The organism is Streptomyces sp. NPDC107546 (assembly GCF_055639175.1).
In genome coordinates this window covers 13748-35413 of record NZ_JBVKBA010000026.1, presented here as the reverse complement: position 1 = coordinate 35413, position 21666 = coordinate 13748, and the positions used below count along the sequence as shown (strand labels likewise).

The window sequence follows — 21666 nt, the reverse complement described above, 5'->3', positions numbered from 1 at the left end:
TCCTGAGTGCTCCTGCTGAGTGGGGGGAATGCGTCTGTGCCGGCTCACCTCTCGGCAGCCCCCTCTGTCACGATGCGCCGGTGGAACACTGCGAGAGCGAGAAGCACGACACAGACTTCGGTGATGACCAGCCCGGCAATGACACCGAGGTCCGATGCGGTGATCTGGAGGGGCGGGAAGGGAGCGGGGATGCCGCGGGAGGTGAACTCCTTGATTTCCTGGTGCTGTTGCCAGACCTGGATAGGAACCCACCAGGCGATGAATGCCGCGAGGACGGCTTCCACCGCGAGGATGAAACGGTGGGTTGCGGCGAATCTCCAACCGCTGATGTGTTGCGCGAAAACTGCCTGCGCGTGCTTGCGCGCGTGGATGAAACAGACGCCGACACCGGTGGCGAGCAGCACGGCCACGCCTGCGACGAGGCTGAAGAGCCGCAGTCGGAGGCCGTTGACGGCGTCCCTCAGCCGCAGTGCGGCGCTCTGCCCGACCGGCCGCACGGAGGTCACATACGTTCCCAGTCCGCTCTTGTCGGCCGCCATGGCGTTCAGGGCGTCCTCGGGGTCGGGGAAGATGATCCCCTCCTGGGTGGCGAACGCGGTGTAGGTGTCGTCGGTGAGGATCCTAGAACCGTTCGGCACCACGACGAGGACCGGGTCACGCACCAGCGACCGGTCCTCGTTCGGGCGTCCGCCGGAGTTGTAGCCGAAGACGCGCTGGCCACTTCGCGCTCGGAGTGTCTCCACCCTCAAATGCCGACGGAGTTCGGGATCCAGTCGGCCCAGGACATCGGGGACCGCCGCGCTGATGTCCGATGCGTGGCGACCGAGGGATTCGGGGACGATGAGGCGCACCGCATGGGCCTCTGACGCCTTCCCGTCCTGAGCCACCGGAGAGTACCGCCGCCCCATCGGGCCGAGAACCGGCTGCTGGGCGAGGAAGGTGTCGTTGACGACGAGCATCTCGCCCTGTGGGAGGTGCGCGTCGGAGGAGGCGTCCTGGAGATCGCGGCGCCCGGCGACAATGATCTCGCCCGCCGCGTCGGCCCGGCGCAGCCACCGGCCCACCTGCGTGATCACCTGCTCCTCCTGGCCCACCAGGCTGCCGTTGAGGCGGATGGTCACGGCGTCGCCCACCTTGGCGTAGGTGTCCTGGTCGGCCTGACGCGCCAGCACGTCCTGGCCGGCCAGCGCGATGTCCATGGCGATGCCGAGGGCGAGGAGCAGCGCGGGGATACGCACCAGGTAGGTGCAGACGAACGCCGCCCGGGCGGGTAGCTCGCCCTTGAGGGCACGCAGTACCTCGACCTTGAAGGTCAGCGCGAGCACGGCGGCATGGGTGGCCAGTACCAGCACAATGAGCACGCCTGCGAGGGCCGCGGTCACCGCGGCGAACAGCCCCAGCCAGGCGAGACCGTTGTAGAAGCCGAGAAGAGCCGACACGACGGCGGCCACTGCACCGGCTGCGACCGACCAGAACAACGCCAACTGTCTGAGGTCACGGGCGAGGATGTCCATGAAGGACTTGCCCTGCAGGCGCAGTACCCCGTACGCCTTCGCGCTCAGCAGCACGCTTGCACCGGTCATCGTCACGGCGGCGAGAGCGACCACCAGGAAGGACCGGAACAGGTCGCCGCCCGAGAATCGAAGGACGAGTTCGCGGTACGAGAGTGGGTGCTGCACGCTTGCCCGCAGGCCGAGATCCGCGAACTCGGCGACCAAGGCATCCGCGGCCTCCGACGATCCGAAGACGTAGTAGTAGCCCCGGGGGTCCCGCTGTCCGAGATCGGCGATCGGATGTACGTCCGTGGCGTAGTGTCTGCTGAACTCCGGGTAGCCCTCGTCCAGCCATGACGCAGCATCGGATTTCGGGACACCCGAGGTCAGATACAGATGCCGACGCCCGTCGGGATTCCTCGCGTCGGGCAGCTCACGAGCCACCGAGACCCTGTGCTCGACCGAGAACGAGGCGATGGCGCGGGTCACCTGTGCACCGCTCACCGAATCGTTGGAGTCGAACACCCAGATCTGAGCCGAATTACCCAGGACCAACTCCTCGTCCAGCCCTCGCACGAACAGAAAGGCCGTCATCGTGGAGATGACCAGCACGGCGGCGTGGACGAACTTGATACCTCGGTGCAGCATCGGTTACCTAGGTTCGGGCACTCGGGGAGCGCGCGTGTCGTGGGATGTGCTGTGAAAAGCCTGACTGCGGGCGGGACGGCATTCCCGCAGTCAGGCCTCGCAACCCTGAGGGGCCGCGTGTGGAGCGATGTCAGCAGGAGGCGTCGTAGAACGCGTCGTTGCGGATGTCCGACTTCTCCACCGAGGCCTTGGACCACGTCCCGTTCTTGGTGCAGCCGCTGTAGGCCCAGATCGCCCCGTGCACGGAAGACGAGTGGTAATTGACCTTGTGGTAGAAGTTCGAATACGCGTAGTTCGCGCCCACGTCGTAGCTCCACCTACCCCCGCTGACGTCGACCGACTTGGCCAGCGCGGGGGCGGCAGCGGCCATGACTATGATGCCGGCCGCAGCAACGGCCTTGAGTCCGCCTTTGATTCTCATAAAGAATTCCTTTTCGGTTTGATTTTGCCTTGATTGGCGCATTGATCTTACGATTCCGACATGACCGGATCAATTCTTTTTGCTTGCCGAAATTGATCGCGGAGATTCCTGGCCTTACAACAGGCCACCGTGCGCAGCGAATACACCGGTGGGAGGAAAGCCGGAAATTCATGGCCGCACCGAGCCGGCGGCGTCGGAATGCGCGAACCGGATCAGGCGGCGATCCACGGAACGCGGCAGGCATGGGGCTCCATGCCCTCCGGACACAAAGCCTTGATCACCGCTTTGCGGATCGCTCTCCATGTCCGCAGGGAGCAGACCAACCGGACGCCCAACTCGACCGGTTCCCGCGCGCCGCGGTCCTGGTCGGGATGCTCCCAGGCCCACTGTTCCGCCAGGATGTCGTACACGTCCGAGGTCGTCAGTTCGCTCCCGGGGAGGGTGTGCGCGACGGTCACTCCGACGATTCGTGCGCTCCGGGAAGCCGCGGCCTCCTCGACGAGCCCCCTGACCCACGCCAGTCCGTGTTCGTCCGCGTACAAGCCGAACCTCAGAGTGCGCGCCCTCATGGCATCAGATCCTCGTGATCGTCTTCTTCGTGCAGTGCTTTGCGCGGTAGCCGGTGGGCATCTGGTCGTTGGCGTTCTTGATGGCCGCCTTCCAGGCGTCCGGCTGCGTCTTGGCTTCGCCGTGCCCCTGGACGAATCCATGGGCCGTGTTGTCGGAGATGCGCATCTTGGTGCATTGCACATGCGCCGCCCATCCACTCGCCGCCTCCGCGGGAGCGGCGGCACCGAAGGAGAGCAACGCCGCGACGGCGGTGGCGACAAGAGGGCCGGCGGCGAACAACTTACGCATAAGCGTTTCTCCAAGAGATCGATATTCCGTACGGGGGGCACAACTGACCGTCATCGGGCCGCTTATGTTGCGGCCCGGTTGCCGAGACGTGCTGATTTCCTGTCGGCTTATCGACGATGGAGGCCCGCAGAACCGCAGCTGACGCGGATGCCTTGACTGCCCACTCGGCCTCGTCGGCAGGGCTCTTGCCACTGCCGGTCATCATGGAAAGACATGAAGAATTCCCCCGGTTTGGCCCACAAGAGGCCAGACGGCGTGTCCGCACACGGCTGAACACGATCTTGCATTCTCGCCGCTGGTCGAGCGGCGAAGCATGAAGCTGTACCCCGATTTTTTGCCACTGGTCAGGTGGCGATCATGAAGCTACATTGCCGTCACTTTGCACACAACTGAAATACGTGTGATGTGGACCACACTTGACGGAGGGCAGGCTGCTGCCCGGCGAAGGGGGTGGAATTTCGGCCATAGCGACCTGATCCTGGCGTCGGAGCGAACCGCGTTCTCCTGGAACGTGCGGCCGGTGCGCTCCTGCCCTTCGTCCAGGGGCTACCGCATGGTAACCACCCTCTCCTACGCTGCCGCCAACTCATGGACGACGAAGGGGAGTTGGCTCATGCGTGTGGTGAGACGGCTGGCGGCGCTGCTGGGTGCCGCCGCGATGCTGATGGTGGTACCGGGGAACGCCCACGCGGCGTCGCCCACGTTCGCGGACGTGACCACGATCGGGACGCACAACGCGTACGACAAGGCCAAGTACACCTACTTCACCCAGGCCCTGGACTCGGGGGCCTCACTTCTGGAACTGGACGTCTACACCGACAGCATCAGCAAGCGCTGGCGGGTCAGTCACAGCAATCCGTTCGGCGACGACAACAACTGCGAGGCCGCGAAGAGTCCGAGCGAGCTGTACAGCAAGAGCCGCAACCAGGACCTCGGCAGCTGCCTCGACAACATCGCGGCCTGGCACCAGCTGCACCCGGACCACCGGCCGATCGTCTTCAAGGTGGAGATGAAGAACGGCTTCAACAACAACGGCGGCCTCGGACCCGACGAATTCGACGCGCTGGTGCAGCAGAAGCTCGGCAGCATCGTCTACAAGCCGTCCGACCTGCTCGGCTCCTCCTACTCCACGCTCGACGCCGCCGCGAAGGCGAACGCCTGGCCGTCCCGGGACTCCCTCAAGGGCAAGGTCGTCTTCGAACTCATCCCCGGCACGGTCGAGATGAACAACCCGTTCGACCACTACTGGACCGACCGCGAGTACGGCGACTACCTGCGCGACCTGTACGCCGCCGGGAACATCTCCAAGGCTCAGGCCTTCCCCGCGGTTCTCGGCGCGGCCCCCGGCGACCCGCGCACCGGCCGATACGACACCTCCATCCGCCCGTGGTTCGTGTTCTTCGACGGGGACGCGGCGACGTACGTCAACAACGGCTACGACACGTCCTGGTACGACACCAACCACTACATCCTGATCACGACGGACGCGGCCGGCGTCGCCCCGGCGATCTCGTCCACCGACCCGACGGACGCCGAGGTGGCGGCACGCCTGTCGCTGCTCGCCCACGACCACGCCAGTGTGATCACCTCCGACTGGGCGGCGAAGTCGGCGTCGGTCCTCAGTTCGGCGGTCGACCGGGGCTGACGTCCGAACCCAGGGGGCATACCACGCGTACAAAGGTGACAACAGGCATCGATCCCTGTCGATGCCCGTTCCCCCCACCACCTCTTCAGGGAGCCCCCATGCTGCGAGGCATCGACGTCAGCGCGTACCAGTCCTCCGCGTACGACACGGACGGCCTCTCCTTCGTCTTCATCAAGGCGACGGAGGGGCGTTCGTATGTGAACCCGAAACTCTCCGCCCAGACGAAGACCGCCCGGGACGCCGGCTGTGTGGTCGGCTTCTACCACTTCCTGTGGCCGGGTGACATCACCGCCCAGGCCGAGTACTTCGTCGGGAAGGCTCCGGAGAGGGCGGACGATCTGCTCGCGGTGGACTGGGAGACGACCGGGGACGGGACGCACGCGAGCAACGCGGAGAAGGACGCCTTCATCCGCAAGGTGAAGCAGCTCCGCCCGGACAACCGCGTGCTCCTCTACACCAGCCGCCACTTCTGGCTGACCATCGACACCACGTCCTACGCCGGGGACGGCCTGTGGATCGCCGACTACGTGACCGCGGGACAGCCCCGGATCAAGGCCGGGTGGCGCTTCCACCAGTACACGTCGGACCCGGTGGACCGGAACGTGGCGAACTTTTCCAGCAAGGCGGCGCTCGAGGAGTGGGCCGGGGACGCCTGACCGGAGCCGGCCCGCCGCCCGGGCGGGCCATGCCCCGGGCGTCGCGCTCGCCGACTCCGCGGCCGAGGTCCGTAGGGCTGACGTCCGGCGGCCCGGCGGGGTCGCCGGACGCGCTTCGATGAGGCGACGCCTACGCGCGGAACTCCGCGGAGCGCTCGGGCGACGCCTGCTCCAGGGCCTTGGTGACCTCGTCGGCGCCTGCGCGCAGGCCGTACACCGGGGTGCCGGGCTGCTGGCGCCAGGAGTCGTCGATGCCGCCCGCGTCCACCGTGTCGAAGCCGAGCTCCTCGATCAGGTCCCTGACCCTCGCCTTCGCCGACTCGTCGTCCCCCGCCACCGGGAGCGCCATGCGGTCGGGGGCGCCGGCCGGGCGGGGGCGCTCCAGGATGTCCTGGGCGTAGGTGCCGTTGAAGGCCTTGATCACAGGGTGGCCGATCTGCCGTTCGGTCCAGCGGCTCTCGGTGAGGCCCTCGTCCTCGATCGCCGCGATCCTCCCGTCCCGCTGCTGCGGGTAGTAGTTGCCGGTGTCGATCACGGCGACCCCCTTCGCCGCGCCGTCCAGCAGCCCGGGCGGCAGGTCCGGTACGGCCTTCACCGGGATCGTGATCACGACGACCTCGGCGCCGCGGGCCGCCTCGTCGACCGTGACGGGGGTCGCGCCCGTCTCCTCGGCGAGTGCGGTGAGCGTGTGCGGGCCGCGCGAGTTGGCGACGGAGACGTCGTGGCCGAGGGCGGTGAGCCGCCGGGTGAGGTTGCCGCCGATGTTGCCCGCGCCGATGATGCCGATCTTCATGATGTGTTTCGCCCTTCCGGGGATCGGTGTTCGTGCACAGCCTCTGTGGGCTGTCCCCAACCACCGGACACGGCGGGCTATTCCGTCCGCGGGCGAACGGGTGACGTCCGTCCGAGACCCCGAGGCGATGCAGTGCGCGGCACGGTGGCGGCCGTCCGTGGTACCGGTGACGACGAAGTCGGCGTATCGAACCTACGGACAGCCGCCGCGCACGACGAAGGGAGCGCCGGCCCGAACGGCCGGCGCCCCACATTGTCGCGTCACTTGCTCAGGTGTGCCCAGAACTCGTCGAACGACAGCACCTTGTCACCGTTGAGGTCACGGGACTTGATGATGGCCTCGGCCACCGCCTCGGTGACGTTCCAGTCGCCCCCCTGAGCCAGGGCGGTCTTGAACTCGGCGGCGGTGATGAAACCGTCACCGTCCGCGTCGATCCGCTCGAAGTGCTTGCGTGCTTCCTCGATGTCCGCCACCGGTCCGCCCCTTTGTGTCGCGTTTCTTCTGTCTTGCTGTCGTACTGACGCAGGTCAGATTAACGGGCCACGCGCGCCCTCAGTGCCGCGACCACCCAGGCGAACTCCTCGTCGGGGGACGGCAGGGGTTCGAGGCCGTTCACGACGGCGGTCAACTCACGGTAGCGGGCGAGTCGGACGTTCGAGACCGCCGTCAGACGCTCCAGTACGGCGGCTCGGTCCCCGTCGCCGAGCAGCTCGCGCAACACGTCCTCGGCCTCCGGCGCCTCAGGGGCGATGCCCTGCCGCAGCGCCTGGGCCGCCAACTGCACCAGGCGGCTCATGAACCACAGGGACGTTCCTGCCGGGACGTCCGGTCCCCGGTCCGCAGCGTTGAACTCGACCATCCTGCGCATGTGTGCGCGGAAGTCCGGGTCCTGGATCAGCTCCGCTAGCTCCACCCAGGCGTCGACCTGCTCGGGCGTGGGGTCGTCGGGCAGGTTCCCCGCGGCGAACCGGAGCCGCTTGCGGATGTCGGGGTCCACCGTGTCGAGACCCTCGAAGATCTCCGCCATGAAGTCATCGATGATCCGTTTCCGCTCTGCCGCCGAAAGCCGCGCCAGTTTGTTCATCAGAGCCATCTCCTCCGCACTCGAGCCCCGTCGCGCCACCGTCGACAGCACCGCCCTGGTCACCTTCAGAGACCGGATCTGCGCGTCCAGGGCCGCCACGTGCGCGGCCGCCACCTCCGCGACCGTCCGCTCGCCCCCCAGCACTCCGCGCACGTCTGCCAGGCCGAGGCCCAGCTCGCGCAGGGACCGGATCAGCTCCAGGCGCGCCACGGACGCGGCGTCGTACAGCCGGTAGCCGCCCGTGGAGCGGGCCACCGGGGGCAGGACGCCCTCGTTGGACCAGTAGCGGATGGTGCGCACGGTCAGTCCGGTGGCGCGGGCCAGGTCGCCGATGGTGAAGAGGCCGGTGCCGTCGTCGATCACGTCTGCGAGTCTGGGCCTTCCAGTGGGTGGAGACTCAAGGAGCGTACGGTGGCGGTTGCGGAGACTCTGCGGGGCATCCTGGACGCGGCGGCACGGGGCGTCTTCCCGCCGCCGGACGGCCGGACGACCGTCGTGCCGCAGCCCTCCCGCCGGGATGCGGGGGTCCTCGCCTTCACCGCGCACTCCGTCGTGTTCACGGACGAGGATCCGCGATGGGTGCGGGAGACGTTGCGGCGTACCGACTGCGACCCCCTGGCCGCCACCATGAACGCCCGGTTCCTGGCCGCCCTCATGGAGCGGACGGGACGCGGGGCCGAGACCATCGACGCGCTCCTCGTCGGGGCTCCCCTGCCGGGCGAGCCGTCGCTCGCACTGGAGGAGATCAAGGAGCCCGACCATCCCCGGGTCGGCTACGCCCGCCGGCGGCGCGACGACGTGCGCGCCTGGGCGGCGGACGGCGGCGTGCTCGTGCTGGGGCGCGGGGTCGCCGGGCGGCTGGAGGTCTCGGTCGAGGTGGACGAGGGGGTACGGCAGCGGGGGCTCGGGCGTCGGCTGGTGGGTGCGGCCCGGCAACTGGCGGCCGAGCCGGTGTGGGCGCAGATCGCACCGGGGAACGCCCGCAGCATGCGGGCGTTCCAGGCGGCGGGGTACCTGCCGGTCGGCGCGGAGGCACTGCTCCTCGCGCGGTAGGGCGGCGTCAGCGGTAGACGCCCGTGTGGCCGAGCGAGTAGCGGCCCGGCTGGGGGTAGACGGCGAGGCCGTGCGGCCCGCTGCCCACCCTGATCCGGGCCAGCTGCCGACCGGTCTGCGTGTCGATGGCGTACACCTCGGAGTTGTAGCGGCCGGACAGCCACAGCACCTTGCCGTCCGCCGAGACACCGCCCATGTCGGGGCTGCCGCCGCCCGGCAGGCGCCACTTCTTGGTCAGCCGGTTCTCCTTGAAGTCGAAGACGGAGATGGTGCCCTCGCCCCGGTTGGAGATGTACATCTCGCGGGAGTCGCGGCTGACGTAGAGCCCGTGCGTGCCCTTGCCGGTGGGCAGGAAGGACGGTTCGGCGAAGGTGTCGCCGTTCAGGATCCAGATGCCGTCGGCGACCATGTCGGCGATGTAGAACTTCTTGCCGTCCGGGGAGATCTTGACGTCCTGCGGCATGGCACCGCGGTGGGGCAGCTTCTGCTGGCCGATCACCTTCATCTTCTCGGTGTCGACCTTGAGCAGTTCCCCGCTGAACTCGCAGGAGACGATGAAGTAGCGTCCGTCGAGCGAGAAGTCGGCGTGGTTGACGCCGTAACAGCTCACCGGGACGGCCTTCTTCACCTTCATGGTGTGCGCGTCGCGGAAGACCAGCTGGCGGTCCTTGGAGGCCATCACCACCGCGTACTTGCCGTCCGGTGTGAAGTACAGGTTGTAGGGGTCGTGCACGGCGACCGGTTTGCCCGCCTCGCCGGTCCCCGGGTCGATGGGGGTGAGGGAGTTGCCGAGGTCGTTGTTGACCCACAGCGTCTTCAGGTCCCAGGAGGGCACCACGTGCTGGGGCTGGCGGCCGACCCGGATCGTCTCGATGACCTTGTAGGTCTTCGGGTCGATGACGGAGACGGTGTCGGAGTTGGTGTTGGGCACGTAGACCCGGGACTGGAAGCCCTTGACCACCGGGGAGAGCTGCCCCGGGCGGTCTGCGGCGTAGACGTCCTTGGGGTCGAGCACGGGCGGCATGCCCGGCAGTCCCTGGGGGGCCTGCGGCTGGGCGCTCCGGACGGGGGTCTTGGAGGCGGTGTCCTCGTCCTTCTTGTGGGGGGATCCGCTGCTGCAGCCGGCCAGCACGGCGAGGGCGGCGCCGGCGATCAGTACGCGCGTGACGGTCGAGGGATGCATCAGCTCAGCAGCTCCGTGATGGTCACCGCGGCGAGGCCGCGGTCTTTGAGTGCGTGCAGGATGTCGGGGACGGCGGCGACCGTGTCCGGGTACCCGAAGTGCAGGCTCACCACCGCTCCGTTGTGGATGTCGTCGGTGACCTTGCGGGTGATGGCGGCGGCGCCCGGTGAGGTGTAGTCGAGCGAGTCGAGGTCGTACGACAGGATGTGCGGGTAGCCGGCGCGGCGGGCCAGACGTTCCACGAGCGGGGTGGCGCGTTGCGCCCGGGACGGACGGAACCAGGCGCCGATGCCTCCGGTGAGGTGCCACAGCCGCTCGGCGCATCCCTTGATCTCGGCGAACGCCTGCTGCTCGGACATGGTGTTGATGTCGAGGTGGCGCAGGGTGTGGTTGCCGAGGTCGTGACCGCCCGCGAGGATGCGGCCGGCGACCTCGGGGTGCTCGTCGAGCCAGGTGCCGACCGCGAGGACGGTGACCTTGGCGCCCGCCTTCTCGGCCGCGTCGAGGATCGCCGTGGCGTAGGAGGGGTCGCCCTGGCCGTGGAAGGTGAGCGCGACCCGGGGACGGCTGCGTGGACCGCTCGCGATCTGGGCGGGTTGCCCCGGGAAGGAGCGCGGGACGGGTGCGGCGACCGGGGCGTGCGATCCGGTGGCGGAGCGCGAGGTTGCGGTGGCGCGGGACGGGAGGGGCCGGTTGACGACGGTGTCGCCTGGGGAACAGGCGGCGGCGAGGGCACCGGCGGCGGCGAGCCCCGCGCCCGCGCGCAGAGCCGCGCGGCGGCCGGGCACCGTGCGCGCGGTGTCCGTCTCACGGTCGGTCTCACGGTTGGACGAGGAGGGAGGGACGGGGGTGGTCACTCTCCCCATTTAAGGACGTGTTGATGCTGAAATCGACGATTTGACCTTTTCCTGGAAGGGGCGGGTCGTGCTCACCGGTCGGCGACCCGCATCTCGAACCAGGTGGTCTTGCCGCGCGGCAGCAGGTCGACGCCCCAGCGGTCGGCGAGTTTGTCGACGAGGAACAGGCCACGGCCGCTGAGGTCGAGTTCCTGTACGGGCATCAGGCACGGCAGTCCGCGGGAGGGGTCGCGGATCTCGACGCGGATCCAGCCGCGGCGCCGCCGCATCCGTAATCCGAAGACACGAGCGCCGGTGTGGCGTACGGCGTTCCCGACGAGTTCGGAGACGAGCAGGACGGCGTCCTCGGTCATGCGCGGGCCGAGCCCCCACTGCCGCAGGATCACGACCTGGGCGAGCCTGCGCGCGGTGGCGGCGGATTCCGGCCGGGACGGCAGCGGCACATCGGCCTCGGCGGGGTTCCCGTACAACTCCAGCGCCTTGAGCGCCTGTTCGTCCTCGACCGCAGGCGACCAGCGTGCCGCGGTGGCACCCCCGTGCCGCCGCGGCGGCTCCATACCCTCCAGCCCCGCCATGGACCCATCATGGCCGTCCGGAAGGGGGCTCGGGGTCGTTACGACGGAATGCGCCCCCGGGAAGCACACATTCCTCACCATTCGGCCGGCATATGCCATCCGCAAGCCAGGGACTGTCGCACCCCAACTGGCCTGCGGAAACGAGCCAGTTGGGGGCAATCACCGGGCGAGATCGGCGCGACAGCCTTAAGGCTGCCTTAAGGCTTCCATAATCCGCCCCATCGAGGGACAGGAAACGGGACGCCGCGTCAACTGGGAGTGGATCAGCGGGACTTGCTGAACAATTCTCAGGTTACGCCCTTCAGGCGGGTCCTCAGACGAACTTGGCCTTGCCCGGCCCCTCCTCCACGAAGCTGCGCATCCCGCGCTCGCGGTCCTCCGTCGCGAACAGGCCCGCGAACCAGTTGCGTTCGACGGCGAGACCGGTCTCGATGTCCGTCTCAAGACCCGTGTCGATCGACTCCTTGGCGGCCCGCAGCGCGATCGCCGGACCCTGGGCGAGCTTCGCGGCCCAGGAGTGCGCCTCGGCGTACACCTGCTCGGCGGGTACGACCCGGTCGACCAGGCCCAGCGTCAGCGCCTCGTCCGCCCTCACCTGGCGCCCCGTGAAGATCAGGTCCTTGGCCTTGGACGGGCCGATCAGCCGGGCCAGCCGCTGCGTGCCGCCCGCGCCCGGAATGAGGCCGAGCAGGATCTCCGGCTGCCCCAGCTTGGCGTTCTCGCCGGCGATGCGGTAGTCCGCGCACAGCGCCAGCTCGCAGCCGCCGCCCAGGGCGTAGCCGGTGACGGCGGCGACGACGGGCTTGGGGATGCGGGCGACGGCGGTGAAGGAGTCCTGCAGGGCGCGGGAGCGCAGGACCATCGCGGTGTGGTCCATGCCCTGCATCTCCTTGATGTCCGCGCCCGCGGCGAACACCTTCTCCCCGCCGTAGAGGACCACGGCGCGCACGTCGTCGCGGCGCGTGACCTCCTCGGCGAGCTCCTTGAGCCGGTCCTGGGTGGCGACGTCCAGCGCGTTCATCGGCGGGCGGTCCAGACGGAGGGTGCCCACGCCCTCGGCGACTTCGAGATGCACAGTCATGGGAGGAGGTTAACGGGGACTAACGACAGCGGGCCCGGTGTGCTCGCTCACAGCGGCACACCGGGCCCGGTCACTGCGGATCGGCCGTTACTTGATCCACTGGTCCCAGGGCATGTTCCAGCCGTTGAGCCCGTTGTCGGGCGCGACCGTGGCGTCGTGGGAGTTCTTCACGATGACGACGTCACCGAGCATCGAGTGGTCGTAGAACCAGGCGGCCGACACCGAGCTGTCGTAGCCGCCCTTCACATCGCGCAGGCCGACGCAGCCGTGGCTGGCGTTGTAGTTGCCGAAGGCGTCGCCGCCCCAGTAGTTGCCGTGGATGAAGGTGCCGGAGTCGGTCAGGCGCTGGGCGTGCGGCACGTCCTTGATGTCGTACTCGCCGCCGTAGCCGACCGTTTCGCCGTTCATCCGGGTCACCACCTGGCGCTCGCTGATGACCATCTGGCCGTTCCAGGTGTCGTAGCCGGCCTTGCCCGTGGTGACCGCGAGGGTCTTGACGACCTTGCCGTCCCGCTTGACGACCATCGTGTGCGCCTTGGCGTCCACGGTGGAGACCTGGCTGCGGCCGATGGTGAAGCTCACCGTCCTGGCCTGCTCGCCGTAGACGCCGGGGCGGCCCTCGACGCCGTCGAGGTTCAGGTTCACGGTGACCTTGGTGCCGGGCTTCCAGTAGTCCTTGGGCCGGAAGTCGAGGCGGTCGTTGCCGAACCAGTGGCCGCGGACCTCCACGGCGGGCTCGGTCTTGACGGTGATGGCCTTCTCGACGTCGGCCGGGTGGGTGATGCCCCGGCTGAACCGGACCGAGAACGGCATGCCGACGCCGACGGTGGAGCCGTTGTCGGGCGTGTAGACGCCGACGAAGGTCTTCTTCGGAGTGAGCGTGGTGAACGAGGAGTCCGCGGCGGAGGTGAGGCCCGAGGCGTCCTCGGCGACCGCGTGGACCTTGTACGTGGTGGCCGCGGCGAGGTGGGTCGACGGGGTCCAGGAGGCACCGTCGCCGGTGATGGTCCCGGCGATCTCGTGGCCCTTGAGGTCCTCGACCCTGACCTGGGTGAGTCTGCCCTTGGCCGCGGTCACCTCGAGGGCGCCGCCGGTGTCCACGTCCTTGGCGCCGTCCTTCGGGGCAATGGTGACGACGGCCTGCGACTGCTTGGCCGCCGCCTTGCCGGAGTCCTTGTCCTTGGCGTCACCGCTTCCCCCTCCCCCGCCGCACGCGGTGACGGTCAGCAGGAGGGCACCGAGTATCAGCGCCGAGAATCTCTTGCCACCACGTCCCCGCGCACCGGTCGACGCGCCCGATATGGGTCGCCCGTTCACGTTCCCTCTCCCCTCGCACGGCCTGATCGCCTCAGGCCCCCCAACGCCGGCGCGTCCCGCACGCGCATTGCGCAAATCAATCACACGCCACGGCCCGATGACTCCCCGCCGCTGTCACTGTTCAGTCCCCACCGGGGACCGCGCGCAGGCGCACCGTCGACTGCCGGATGCGCCCCCCTGACGTGCCGCTGAGCCGGGCTGTCACCCTTTCAGGTCATCGCGGGCAACATCTTCGTTTCATAGCACTTGATGCTTGGCACCGGCCTGAGGTTGCATCGCGGTGGCCGAAGGCGTGGGCGAAAGTCCGTTTCGATGCTCGAAACGCCGAATACTCCCGCTGACACCCGCCCGTTCAGGGCTGGTTGACGGCTCCGCCCGCTGTCCAGTCGCTCCAGCTCATGTTCCACCCGCCGAGCCCGTTGTCGGGAGCGACCTGCTTGTCGTCGCTGTGCACGACCTCGATGACGTCGCCGACGAGGCTGCGGTCGAAGAACCAGCCCGCCGGGGTGTCGGAGCGGCCGCCCTTGACGTCCTTCAGGCCCACGCACCCGTGGCTGACGTTGCTGTGTCCGGGAGCCTCCGGGGCCCAGTAGTTGCCGTGGACGAACGTGCCGGACTCGGTCAGGCGCATGGCGTGCGGGACGTCCGGGATGTCGTACTCGCCGCCGAAGCCGACCGTGCGGCTGTTCATGCGGGTGACCGGGAGCATCTCCATCACCACCATCTTCCCGTTGTACGTCGTGGTCTTCGGGGCGCCCGCGGTGATCGGCACGGTGGCGAGCAGCCGGCCGTCGCGGAGGACCCGCATGGTGTGCCGGGCCGCGTCCACGACGGAGACCTGGCTGCGGCCGATGGTGAAGGCGACGGTCCGGTACTGCTGTCCGTAGACCCCGGGCGCGCCCTCCACGTCGCGCAGTCGCAGGGTGACGGTGACGCGGGTGCCCGGCTTCCAGTAGTCCTCGGGCCGGAAGTCCAGGCGGTCCCTGCCGAACCAGTGCGGGCGGATCTCGACGGCGGGCCTGGCGGTCACACGGATCGCGCGCTCGACGGCGGCCCGGTTCTCGATCTGCCGGTTGAACTGCAGGGACACGATCATTCCGGTGCCGACGGTGGAGCGGTCCTCCGGGATGACGTACCCGATGAACCGCTGCTCGGGGACGAACGTGGTGAACGTCGCGTGACGGGCCGAGCGGCGGCCGTGGCCGTCGCGGGCCACCGCGTCGACCGTGTACCGGGCGGCGAGGGCGAGGCGGGGGTCGTCCGGCTCCCAGACGGTGCCGTCCGCCGAGAGACGGCCGGGGACCGGGGACTGCCGGGCGTCCTGGGACCTGACGACGGTCACCGACTCCAGGCGGCCGCTCGCCACCCGCACCCGCAGGCGCCGGCCGGCCGGCACGGCCCTGCTGCCGTCGTCGGGGGAGATCCGGATGAGGTCCGCGGGCGCCGGATTCTTTCCGAAGACGCCGTCGAGTCCATGGCCGGTGCAGCCGGCCAGGAGGGCCGCCCAAGTCAGTGCCGCGGCCAGTGCGGCGCCTGCGCGCCGCGCGCGCGTGTGTGCGTGCGTCACGACGATCTCAACGACCCAGCCGCTCCCGGGAAACGTGAGTGCGAGCCGCGCACTGGGCAGAACAGGGGGGAGGACGACGGGATGAGGGTACGCGGCCGGGACGCCGTGCACCCGTTCTCCGTCGTTCCGCGAGCCGCGGGAGGCGTGCAGGTGTCCAGCGCAGCCGAGCAGGAGGCAGTGCAGGAGGAGCGGGCGGGCGAGGGACGGTCCGCGCGCTCTGCCGCCGTGCTGAACGGCAGGCGGCGCGCGGTGCCCACGGTGCCCGTGTGGCCGGGTGCGCCGACCCCGCTCGGGGCGCGCTTCCGGGCCGGCCCGGACGGGGTCGCGGGCACCAACTTCGCTCTGTGGGCGGGGGGCGCGGAGGCGGTCGAGCTGTGCCTGTTCGACGGGCCGGGTCCGCAGAGCCGGGAGACCCGAGTCCGGCTGACCGAACTGACGCACGAGATATGGCACGGTTTCGTCCCGGGCGTGATGCCGGGGCAGCGCTACGGCTACCGGGTGCACGGCCGCTGGGACCCGTGGACCGGCGCCCGCTGGAACCCGGCCAAGCTGCTCCTCGACCCGTACGCGCGCGCGGTGGACGGGGAGTTCTCCCTGCCGCCCGAGGTCTACGGGCACGTGCGGGACTGGCCCGACCAGCACGTCGCCGACACCGTGCGCGACGAGAGGGACTCCGCGCCGCACGTCCCCAAGGGCGTCGTGGTGCACGATGACGACGACTGGGCCGACGACCACCGCCCGAAGACGCCGTGGGCGGACTCGGTGATCTACGAGCTGCACGTGCGCGGCTTCACCCGGCTGCACCCGGACATCCCCGAGGAGCTGCGCGGCACCTACGCCGGCCTCGCGCACCCGGCGGCGATCGAGCACCTGGTGAAGCTGGGCGTGACAGCCGTCGAGCTGCTGCCCGTGCACCAGTTCGCGCACGAGGACCACCTGCTGGGCCGCGGCCTGAGGAACTACTGGGGCTACAACTCGATCGGCTACTTCGCCCCGCACGCCGCCTACGCCTCCACCGGCACCGCCGGCCAGCAGGTCGGCGAGTTCAAGCGCATGGTGAAGGCCCTGCACGCGGCCGGGATCGAGGTGATCCTCGACGTGGTCTACAACCACACCGCGGAGGCGGGCGAGCTGGGCCCGACGCTGTCGCTGAAGGGCATCGACAACCGCGGCTACTACCGGCTGCAGTCCGACGCGCGCCGCTACGCGGACTACACCGGCTGCGGCAACACCCTGCACGTGGTGCAGCCGCAGGTGCTGCGTCTGATCACCGACTCGCTGCGCTACTGGGTGACGGAGATGGGCGTGGACGGCTTCCGCTTCGACCTCGCGGCGGCGCTCGCGCGGTCCATGCACGACGTCGACATGCTCTCCCCGTTCCTCGCGGTCATCGCCCAGGACCCGGTGCTGCGCCGGGTGAAGCTGATCGCGGAGCCGTGGGACGTGGGCTCGGGCGGCTACCAGGTCGGGGCGTTCCCCCCGCTGTGGACGGAGTGGAACGACCGCTACCGGGGGGCCGTACGGGACTTCTGGCGGGGCGCGCTGCCGGACGTGCGGGACCTGGGCTACCGCCTGTCGGGCTCCAGCGACCTGTACGCGTGGGGCGGCCGCCGCCCGTACGCCTCGGTCAACTTCGTCACCGCGCACGACGGTTTCACCCTGCGCGACCTGGTGTCGTACGAGCGCAAGCACAACGAGGCCAACGGCGAGGGCAACCACGACGGCTCGGACGACAACCGCTCCTGGAACTGCGGCGCGGAGGGCGACACCGACGACGAGCGGATACGGGCGCTGCGGCGCCGGCAGCTGCGGAACCTCCTGACGACGCTCCTGCTGTCGACGGGCGTGCCGATGCTGGTCGCGGGCGACGAGATGGGCCGCACCCAGCGCGGCAACAACAACGCCTACTGCCAGGACAACGAGATCGGCTGGGTGGACTGGAGCCTGCCGTCCGACCCCGGGTGGCGGTCGCTGTTCGACCTGACGTCCCGTCTGATCGCGCTGCGCCACCGCCATCCGGTGCTGCACCGCCGGGCTTTCTTCTCCGGGCGACCGCAGGCGGCGGACGGCTTGAGGGACCTGGCGTGGTTCACCCCCCGAGGGGCGGAGATGACCGAACGCGACTGGTACGCGCCCGCCGCGACCCTCGGCATGTATCTGTCCGGCCGGGACATACCGGGCCGGGACGCCCGGGGCGCACCCGTGGTGGACGACAGCTTTCTCGCGGTGCTGCACGCCGGGGACCGCCCGGTGGGCTTCGTGCTGCCGGGGCCGCCGTGGGCCGAGCGGTACGAACTGGTCGTGGACACCTCCCGCGAGGAACAGGCGGAGGCCCCGGGGACGGAGTACCGGGCGGGCGCGACGGTGACGGTGCCGGCCCGCGCGGTGCTGCTGCTGAAGGTCGCCGACTGAGGGCCCGGCCCGGCGCCCGTCAGCCCAGGATGCCCCGGTCGTAGGCCACCGCCACCGCCGCAGCGCGGTCGTTGACGCAGGTCGTCCGGGTCATGCTGGTCATGCTGGTCATGCTGGTCATGCTGGTCATGCATCGAGGGTCCCGGGCGGGCCGGGGTCGGCACATCGGCCGTCCCGCTCGAAGGAGCATCAACCGATCGGCTGACGGGGTGATACGACCGCGTGACCGCCAGATCGTACGGCCCCTTGAACACCCAGGTCGTAGGACCAGCGGTGGACCTCGGCCGGGCCGAAACTCGGTGGGCAGTGTCAGTGCCGATCCGTAGGCTCGCACTGATGCCGACGACACGTGCAACCACCAGCGACCGTTCCGCCGTCCGCACCCTGCTGCGCCTGTGGCCGTATGTGCGCCCGGTGCGGCTGCGGCTGTTCACCGCGGCGTTCGTCGCGATCGTCGCCTCCTGCGTGGGGCTCGTGATCCCGCTCGTCCTGAAGTGGATGGTGGACGGGCCCGTCACCGACCGGGACCCGGCGGGGGTGTGGCTCGGCGCGCTGTACCTGCTGCTGCTGGGGATCGCCGAGGCCGGGCTGTTCGGAGTGCGGCGGTGGCTGGTGGCGCGGCCGCTGTCGCACGTCGAGGCGGAGATGCGGGCGGATCTGTACCGGCATCTGCAACGGCTGCCGGTCGGCTTCCACGACCGGTGGGCGTCCGGACAGTTGCTGTCCCGGGGCACGACGGACCTGATGCTGCTGCGTCAGTTCCTGGCGTTTCCGCTGACGTTCCTGCTGGTGAACGGCGTGACGATCCTGGTGGGTGTGGTCATCATGCTGCTCCAGGACTGGACTCTCGGACTGGTCGTCCTGGGGCCCGGCATCCCGGTCGTCGTGATGTGCGCGGTGTTCGAGCGGCGGTACGCGCTGGTGGCGCGGCGGGCGCAGGACCAGGTGGGCGACCTGACGACCGTGGTCGAGGAGAGCGTGCTCGGCATCCGCATCATCAAGGGGTTCGGGCGACACCGCAGCCAGGCCCGGGCGTTCCGGGAGCTGTCGCGGACGCTGCGCGGGACCGAGCTGGCCAAGGCGCGGCTGCTGGCGGCGATCTGGGCGGTCATCGTGACGCTGCCGGAGGTGGCCCTCGGGGCGGCGCTGGTCGTCGGGGCGGTGCAGGTCGCGGACGGCGGGTTGTCGGCGGGAACGCTGGTGGCCTTTCTCTCCACGGCTCTCGCGCTGCGGTGGCCGGTGGAGTCCATCGGTTTCCTGCTGGCGATGAGCCAGGAGGCGGCGACGGCCACGGAGCGGTACTTCGAAGTCATGGACGAGGAGCCGGAGGCGCCTCGTACCGCCGAGCTGCGGACCCACCCCCCGGCCGGCACCGGCACCGGGCAACCCGACGGCCTGCGGTTCGACAACGTTTGCTTCCGCTACCCCGACGCACCGGGCGACTCCCCGCCGATCCTCGACGGCATCGACCTGCACGTCCGCCCCGGCGAGACCATGGCCCTGGTAGGAGCCACCGGCAGTGGCAAGACCACCCTCACCGCGCTCATCCCCCGCCTGCACGAGGTGACCTCGGGACGCATCACCCTCGACGGAGTGGACATCACCGCCATGTCCCGGGAAGAGCTCCGTTCCCAGGTGGCCGTCGCCTTCGAGGAACCCACCCTCTTCTCCGCCACCGTCGCCGCCAACGTCCTCATGGGCGCCCCCGACACCGCCGGCGAGAGGGAGCTGGAGCGCGCCCTCGCCGTCGCCCAGGCCGACTTCGCCCACGCCCTCCCCCAGGGCACCCGCACCCAGGTCGGCGAGCAGGGCCTCAGCCTCTCCGGAGGCCAGCGGCAGCGCCTCGCGCTGGCCCGCGCCGTCGTCGGCACTCCCCGCTTCCTCGTCCTCGACGATCCCCTCTCCGCCCTCGACGTGCACACCGAGGCCGCGGTGGAGGCCGCCCTGCGCCGGGTGCTCGACGGCACGACCGCCCTGGTCGTCGCGCACCGCCCGTCCACCGTTCTGCTCGCCGACCGCGTCGCCCTGCTCTCCGGCGGCCGTATCGCCGCCGTCGGCACCCACCAGGAACTGCTGCGCACCAACGCCGAGTACGCCCATCTGATGTCCGGAGACCCCGCACACTCCCAGGGCAGCGAGGAGGTCCTATGACGGCGCCCACGACGACCGCGCCGAACGACGAGGAACAGGACCGGGACGGACCCGCCCCGGACCCCGCCGCCTCCGACGACCCCTTCGACCGCGACGCCCTGCCCACACCCCCGGGAGCCACCGCCGCACTGCTGCGTTCGCTGCTCGTCCCCCTCAAGGCCCGAACCGCCCTGACCTGCGTCCTGTTGCTGCTCCAGCAGGCGGCGGTGCAGGTGGGCCCGCTGCTGGTGGCGTACGCCATCGACCGCGCCGTACCGGCGTTCCGGCACGGCGACCACGGCCCGCTGATCGCGGTGGCGGTCGGCTACCTGCTGTCCGCCGTGGCCTCCGGCGTCCTGCAGTACGCGTTCACGATCGCCTCCGCCCGCATCAACCAGGATGTGCTGCTCGATCTGCGCGGCCGCATCTTCCGCCACGCGCAGGCGCTGAGCATCGACTTCCACGAGCGTTACACCTCGGGCCGGCTGATCTCGCGGTCCACGACGGACGTCGAGTCGCTGCGCGAACTGCTCAGCGAGGGCCTTCAGGAACTGGTCACGGTCATCCTGTCGTTCGTCTACATCTCGGTGATGCTGCTCTGGCTGGACCTGGGCCTCGGCGCGGTCGCGGTGGCCTCCCTGGTGCCGCTGTACGGGCTGGTGCGGCTCTACCGGCGCCGGGCGGGACGCGTCTTCCGCAGGCGGTCGACCGCGATCGCCGCCGTCATCGTGAAGTTCGCGGAGACGATGAACGGCATCCGCCCGGTGCGCGCGTTCCGTCGGGAGGAGGCCAACGACGCCGACTTCCGCGTCCTGAACCGGCGGCACGAGCGGACCAACGGCGACGCGCTCCTGGAGATGGCCCGCTATGTCACCGGCTCCCGTCTGGTGGCCAACACGGCGGTGGCCGGAATCGTGCTGTGGGGCGCTTACCGGGTGACGGAGGGCTCCCTCGCGCTGGGTGTGCTGGCGGCGGCGGTGCTGTATCTGCGGCGGCTGTACGACCCCATCGACCGGCTCGGCATGTTCCTGAACTCCTACCAGTCGGCCGCGGCCTCGCTGGAGAAGATCGCGGGGCTGCTGGCGCAGACGCCGTCCGTGCCGGAGCCGGCCCACCCCGGCGAGCTTCCGCCCCTGAAGGGCGACCAGCCGGGCCGCGAGGTGGTCTTCGAGGAGGTCCGGTTCGCGTACCGTACGGGCGGCGAGGTGCTGCCGCGCTTCTCGCTCACCCTGCCGGCCGGGCAGACGGTCGCGGTGGTCGGCGCGACCGGCGCGGGCAAGTCGACGCTCGCCAAGCTGCTGGCCCGTTTCTACGACCCGACCGACGGCCGCGTCCTGCTGGACGGCGTGGACCTGCGCGACCTCGCGCTGCCCGACCTCAGGCGCGGGGTGGTCATGGTGACCCAGGAGGCGTTCCTGTTCTCCGGGACGGTCGCCGAGAACATCGCGATCGGCCGCCCGGACGCGAGCCGCGAGAAGATGGAGCGGGCGGCGAAGGCCATCGGCGCGCACGACTTCATCGCCGCGCTGCCGGAGGGCTACGACACCGACGTCCGCAAACGCGGCGGCCGTATCTCGGCCGGTCAGCGCCAACTCGTCGCGTTCGCTCGGGCGTTGCTCGCCGACCCGGCGGTGCTGATCCTCGACGAGGCGACCAGCTCCCTCGACGTCCCCGGCGAACGGGCCGTGCAGCGGGCGATGGAGACGGTGCTGCGGGGCCGTACGGCCGTGGTGATCGCGCACCGGTTGTCGACGGTGGAGATCGCCGACCGGGTGCTCGTGATGGAGGGCGGCCGCATCGTCGAGGACGGCAGCCCGGCGGAACTGATCGCGGGGACGGGACGGTTCGCGGATCTGCACCGGGCCTGGCGGGACAGCCTGGCGTGAGCGGATC

The 21666-nt window shown here is 69.8% G+C and carries 19 protein-coding genes; 6 read left to right on the top strand and 13 right to left on the bottom strand.

Going from position 1 to position 21666, the window contains the following annotated elements:
• Positions 1-44: 44 nt before the first annotated feature.
• From ACZ7L1_RS29750 to ACZ7L1_RS29735, 4 genes are all read right to left on the bottom strand, one after another.
• Positions 45-2141 carry a bacteriocin-associated integral membrane family protein gene (locus ACZ7L1_RS29750; RefSeq protein ID WP_471441370.1) on the bottom strand — a complete coding sequence of 699 codons (2097 nt, stop codon included), beginning with the start codon at positions 2139-2141 and terminating at the stop codon, positions 45-47.
• Positions 2142-2271: 130 nt separating this feature from the next.
• A complete protein-coding gene (locus ACZ7L1_RS29745) occupies positions 2272-2562 on the bottom strand; it encodes a lactococcin 972 family bacteriocin (protein ID WP_471441368.1) in 291 nt (96 codons plus the stop codon).
• 212 nt (positions 2563-2774) lie between these two features.
• Positions 2775-3131 carry a hypothetical protein gene (locus tag ACZ7L1_RS29740; RefSeq protein ID WP_471441366.1) on the bottom strand — a complete coding sequence of 119 codons (357 nt, stop codon included), beginning with the start codon at positions 3129-3131 and terminating at the stop codon, positions 2775-2777.
• Between the two features lie 4 nt (positions 3132-3135).
• Complete coding sequence (locus ACZ7L1_RS29735; protein WP_263232186.1) at positions 3136-3420, bottom strand: hypothetical protein; 285 nt, start codon at positions 3418-3420, stop codon at positions 3136-3138.
• Between the two features lie 613 nt (positions 3421-4033).
• Between ACZ7L1_RS29735 and ACZ7L1_RS29730 the strand changes: the two genes are divergently transcribed.
• On the top strand, positions 4034-5065 hold the full coding sequence (locus ACZ7L1_RS29730) for a phosphatidylinositol-specific phospholipase C domain-containing protein (RefSeq protein WP_471441364.1): 1032 nt from the start codon (positions 4034-4036) through the stop codon (positions 5063-5065).
• Positions 5066-5163: 98 nt separating this feature from the next.
• Positions 5164-5721 (top strand): glycoside hydrolase family 25 protein, encoded by a 558-nt coding sequence (locus tag ACZ7L1_RS29725; protein ID WP_471441362.1) that lies wholly within the window; start codon positions 5164-5166, stop codon positions 5719-5721.
• Between the two features lie 130 nt (positions 5722-5851).
• Here ACZ7L1_RS29725 and ACZ7L1_RS29720 read toward each other — a convergent pair whose 3' ends face one another.
• From ACZ7L1_RS29720 to ACZ7L1_RS29710, 3 genes are all read right to left on the bottom strand, one after another.
• Positions 5852-6538 carry an NADPH-dependent F420 reductase gene (locus tag ACZ7L1_RS29720; RefSeq protein WP_471441459.1) on the bottom strand — a complete coding sequence of 229 codons (687 nt, stop codon included), beginning with the start codon at positions 6536-6538 and terminating at the stop codon, positions 5852-5854.
• Positions 6539-6774: 236 nt separating this feature from the next.
• On the bottom strand, positions 6775-6987 hold the full coding sequence (locus ACZ7L1_RS29715) for an EF-hand domain-containing protein (RefSeq protein WP_388998701.1): 213 nt from the start codon (positions 6985-6987) through the stop codon (positions 6775-6777).
• 59 nt (positions 6988-7046) lie between these two features.
• Positions 7047-7961, bottom strand: coding sequence for a MerR family transcriptional regulator (locus ACZ7L1_RS29710; RefSeq protein WP_471441360.1), 915 nt, complete (start codon positions 7959-7961; stop codon positions 7047-7049).
• 48 nt (positions 7962-8009) lie between these two features.
• Between ACZ7L1_RS29710 and ACZ7L1_RS29705 the strand changes: the two genes are divergently transcribed.
• On the top strand, positions 8010-8651 hold the full coding sequence (locus ACZ7L1_RS29705) for a GNAT family N-acetyltransferase (protein WP_471441358.1): 642 nt from the start codon (positions 8010-8012) through the stop codon (positions 8649-8651).
• A 7-nt stretch (positions 8652-8658) separates the two neighbouring features.
• Here ACZ7L1_RS29705 and ACZ7L1_RS29700 read toward each other — a convergent pair whose 3' ends face one another.
• From ACZ7L1_RS29700 to ACZ7L1_RS29675, 6 genes are all read right to left on the bottom strand, one after another.
• Positions 8659-9834, bottom strand: coding sequence for a YVTN family beta-propeller repeat protein (locus ACZ7L1_RS29700; protein ID WP_471441356.1), 1176 nt, complete (start codon positions 9832-9834; stop codon positions 8659-8661).
• On the bottom strand, positions 9834-10700 hold the full coding sequence (locus ACZ7L1_RS29695) for a polysaccharide deacetylase family protein (protein ID WP_471441354.1): 867 nt from the start codon (positions 10698-10700) through the stop codon (positions 9834-9836). The genes ACZ7L1_RS29700 and ACZ7L1_RS29695 overlap by 1 nt, the downstream gene beginning before the upstream one ends.
• 62 nt (positions 10701-10762) lie before the next feature.
• Positions 10763-11266: an ATP-binding protein gene (locus ACZ7L1_RS29690; protein ID WP_471441352.1), complete on the bottom strand. Its 504-nt coding sequence runs from the start codon at positions 11264-11266 to the stop codon at positions 10763-10765.
• A 313-nt stretch (positions 11267-11579) separates the two neighbouring features.
• Positions 11580-12347 carry an enoyl-CoA hydratase/isomerase family protein gene (locus ACZ7L1_RS29685; RefSeq protein WP_471441350.1) on the bottom strand — a complete coding sequence of 256 codons (768 nt, stop codon included), beginning with the start codon at positions 12345-12347 and terminating at the stop codon, positions 11580-11582.
• Between the two features lie 87 nt (positions 12348-12434).
• The gene (locus tag ACZ7L1_RS29680) at positions 12435-13664 is read right to left on the bottom strand and encodes a L,D-transpeptidase (RefSeq protein ID WP_471441348.1); all 1230 of its coding nucleotides are present in this window, start codon (positions 13662-13664) and stop codon (positions 12435-12437) included.
• 352 nt (positions 13665-14016) lie between these two features.
• Positions 14017-15231, bottom strand: coding sequence for a L,D-transpeptidase (locus ACZ7L1_RS29675; RefSeq protein ID WP_471441346.1), 1215 nt, complete (start codon positions 15229-15231; stop codon positions 14017-14019).
• Between the two features lie 150 nt (positions 15232-15381).
• Between ACZ7L1_RS29675 and glgX the strand changes: the two genes are divergently transcribed.
• The 3 genes from glgX to ACZ7L1_RS29660 all read left to right on the top strand — a co-directional run bounded on the left by glgX (position 15382) and on the right by ACZ7L1_RS29660 (position 21659).
• Positions 15382-17643 carry a glycogen debranching protein GlgX gene (glgX, locus tag ACZ7L1_RS29670; protein WP_471441344.1) on the top strand — a complete coding sequence of 754 codons (2262 nt, stop codon included), beginning with the start codon at positions 15382-15384 and terminating at the stop codon, positions 17641-17643.
• Between the two features lie 336 nt (positions 17644-17979).
• Positions 17980-19794 carry an ABC transporter ATP-binding protein gene (locus ACZ7L1_RS29665; RefSeq protein ID WP_471441342.1) on the top strand — a complete coding sequence of 605 codons (1815 nt, stop codon included), beginning with the start codon at positions 17980-17982 and terminating at the stop codon, positions 19792-19794.
• Positions 19791-21659 carry an ABC transporter ATP-binding protein gene (locus ACZ7L1_RS29660; RefSeq protein ID WP_471441340.1) on the top strand — a complete coding sequence of 623 codons (1869 nt, stop codon included), beginning with the start codon at positions 19791-19793 and terminating at the stop codon, positions 21657-21659. The genes ACZ7L1_RS29665 and ACZ7L1_RS29660 overlap by 4 nt, the downstream gene beginning before the upstream one ends.
• The last annotated feature ends 7 nt before the right edge of the window (positions 21660-21666 follow it).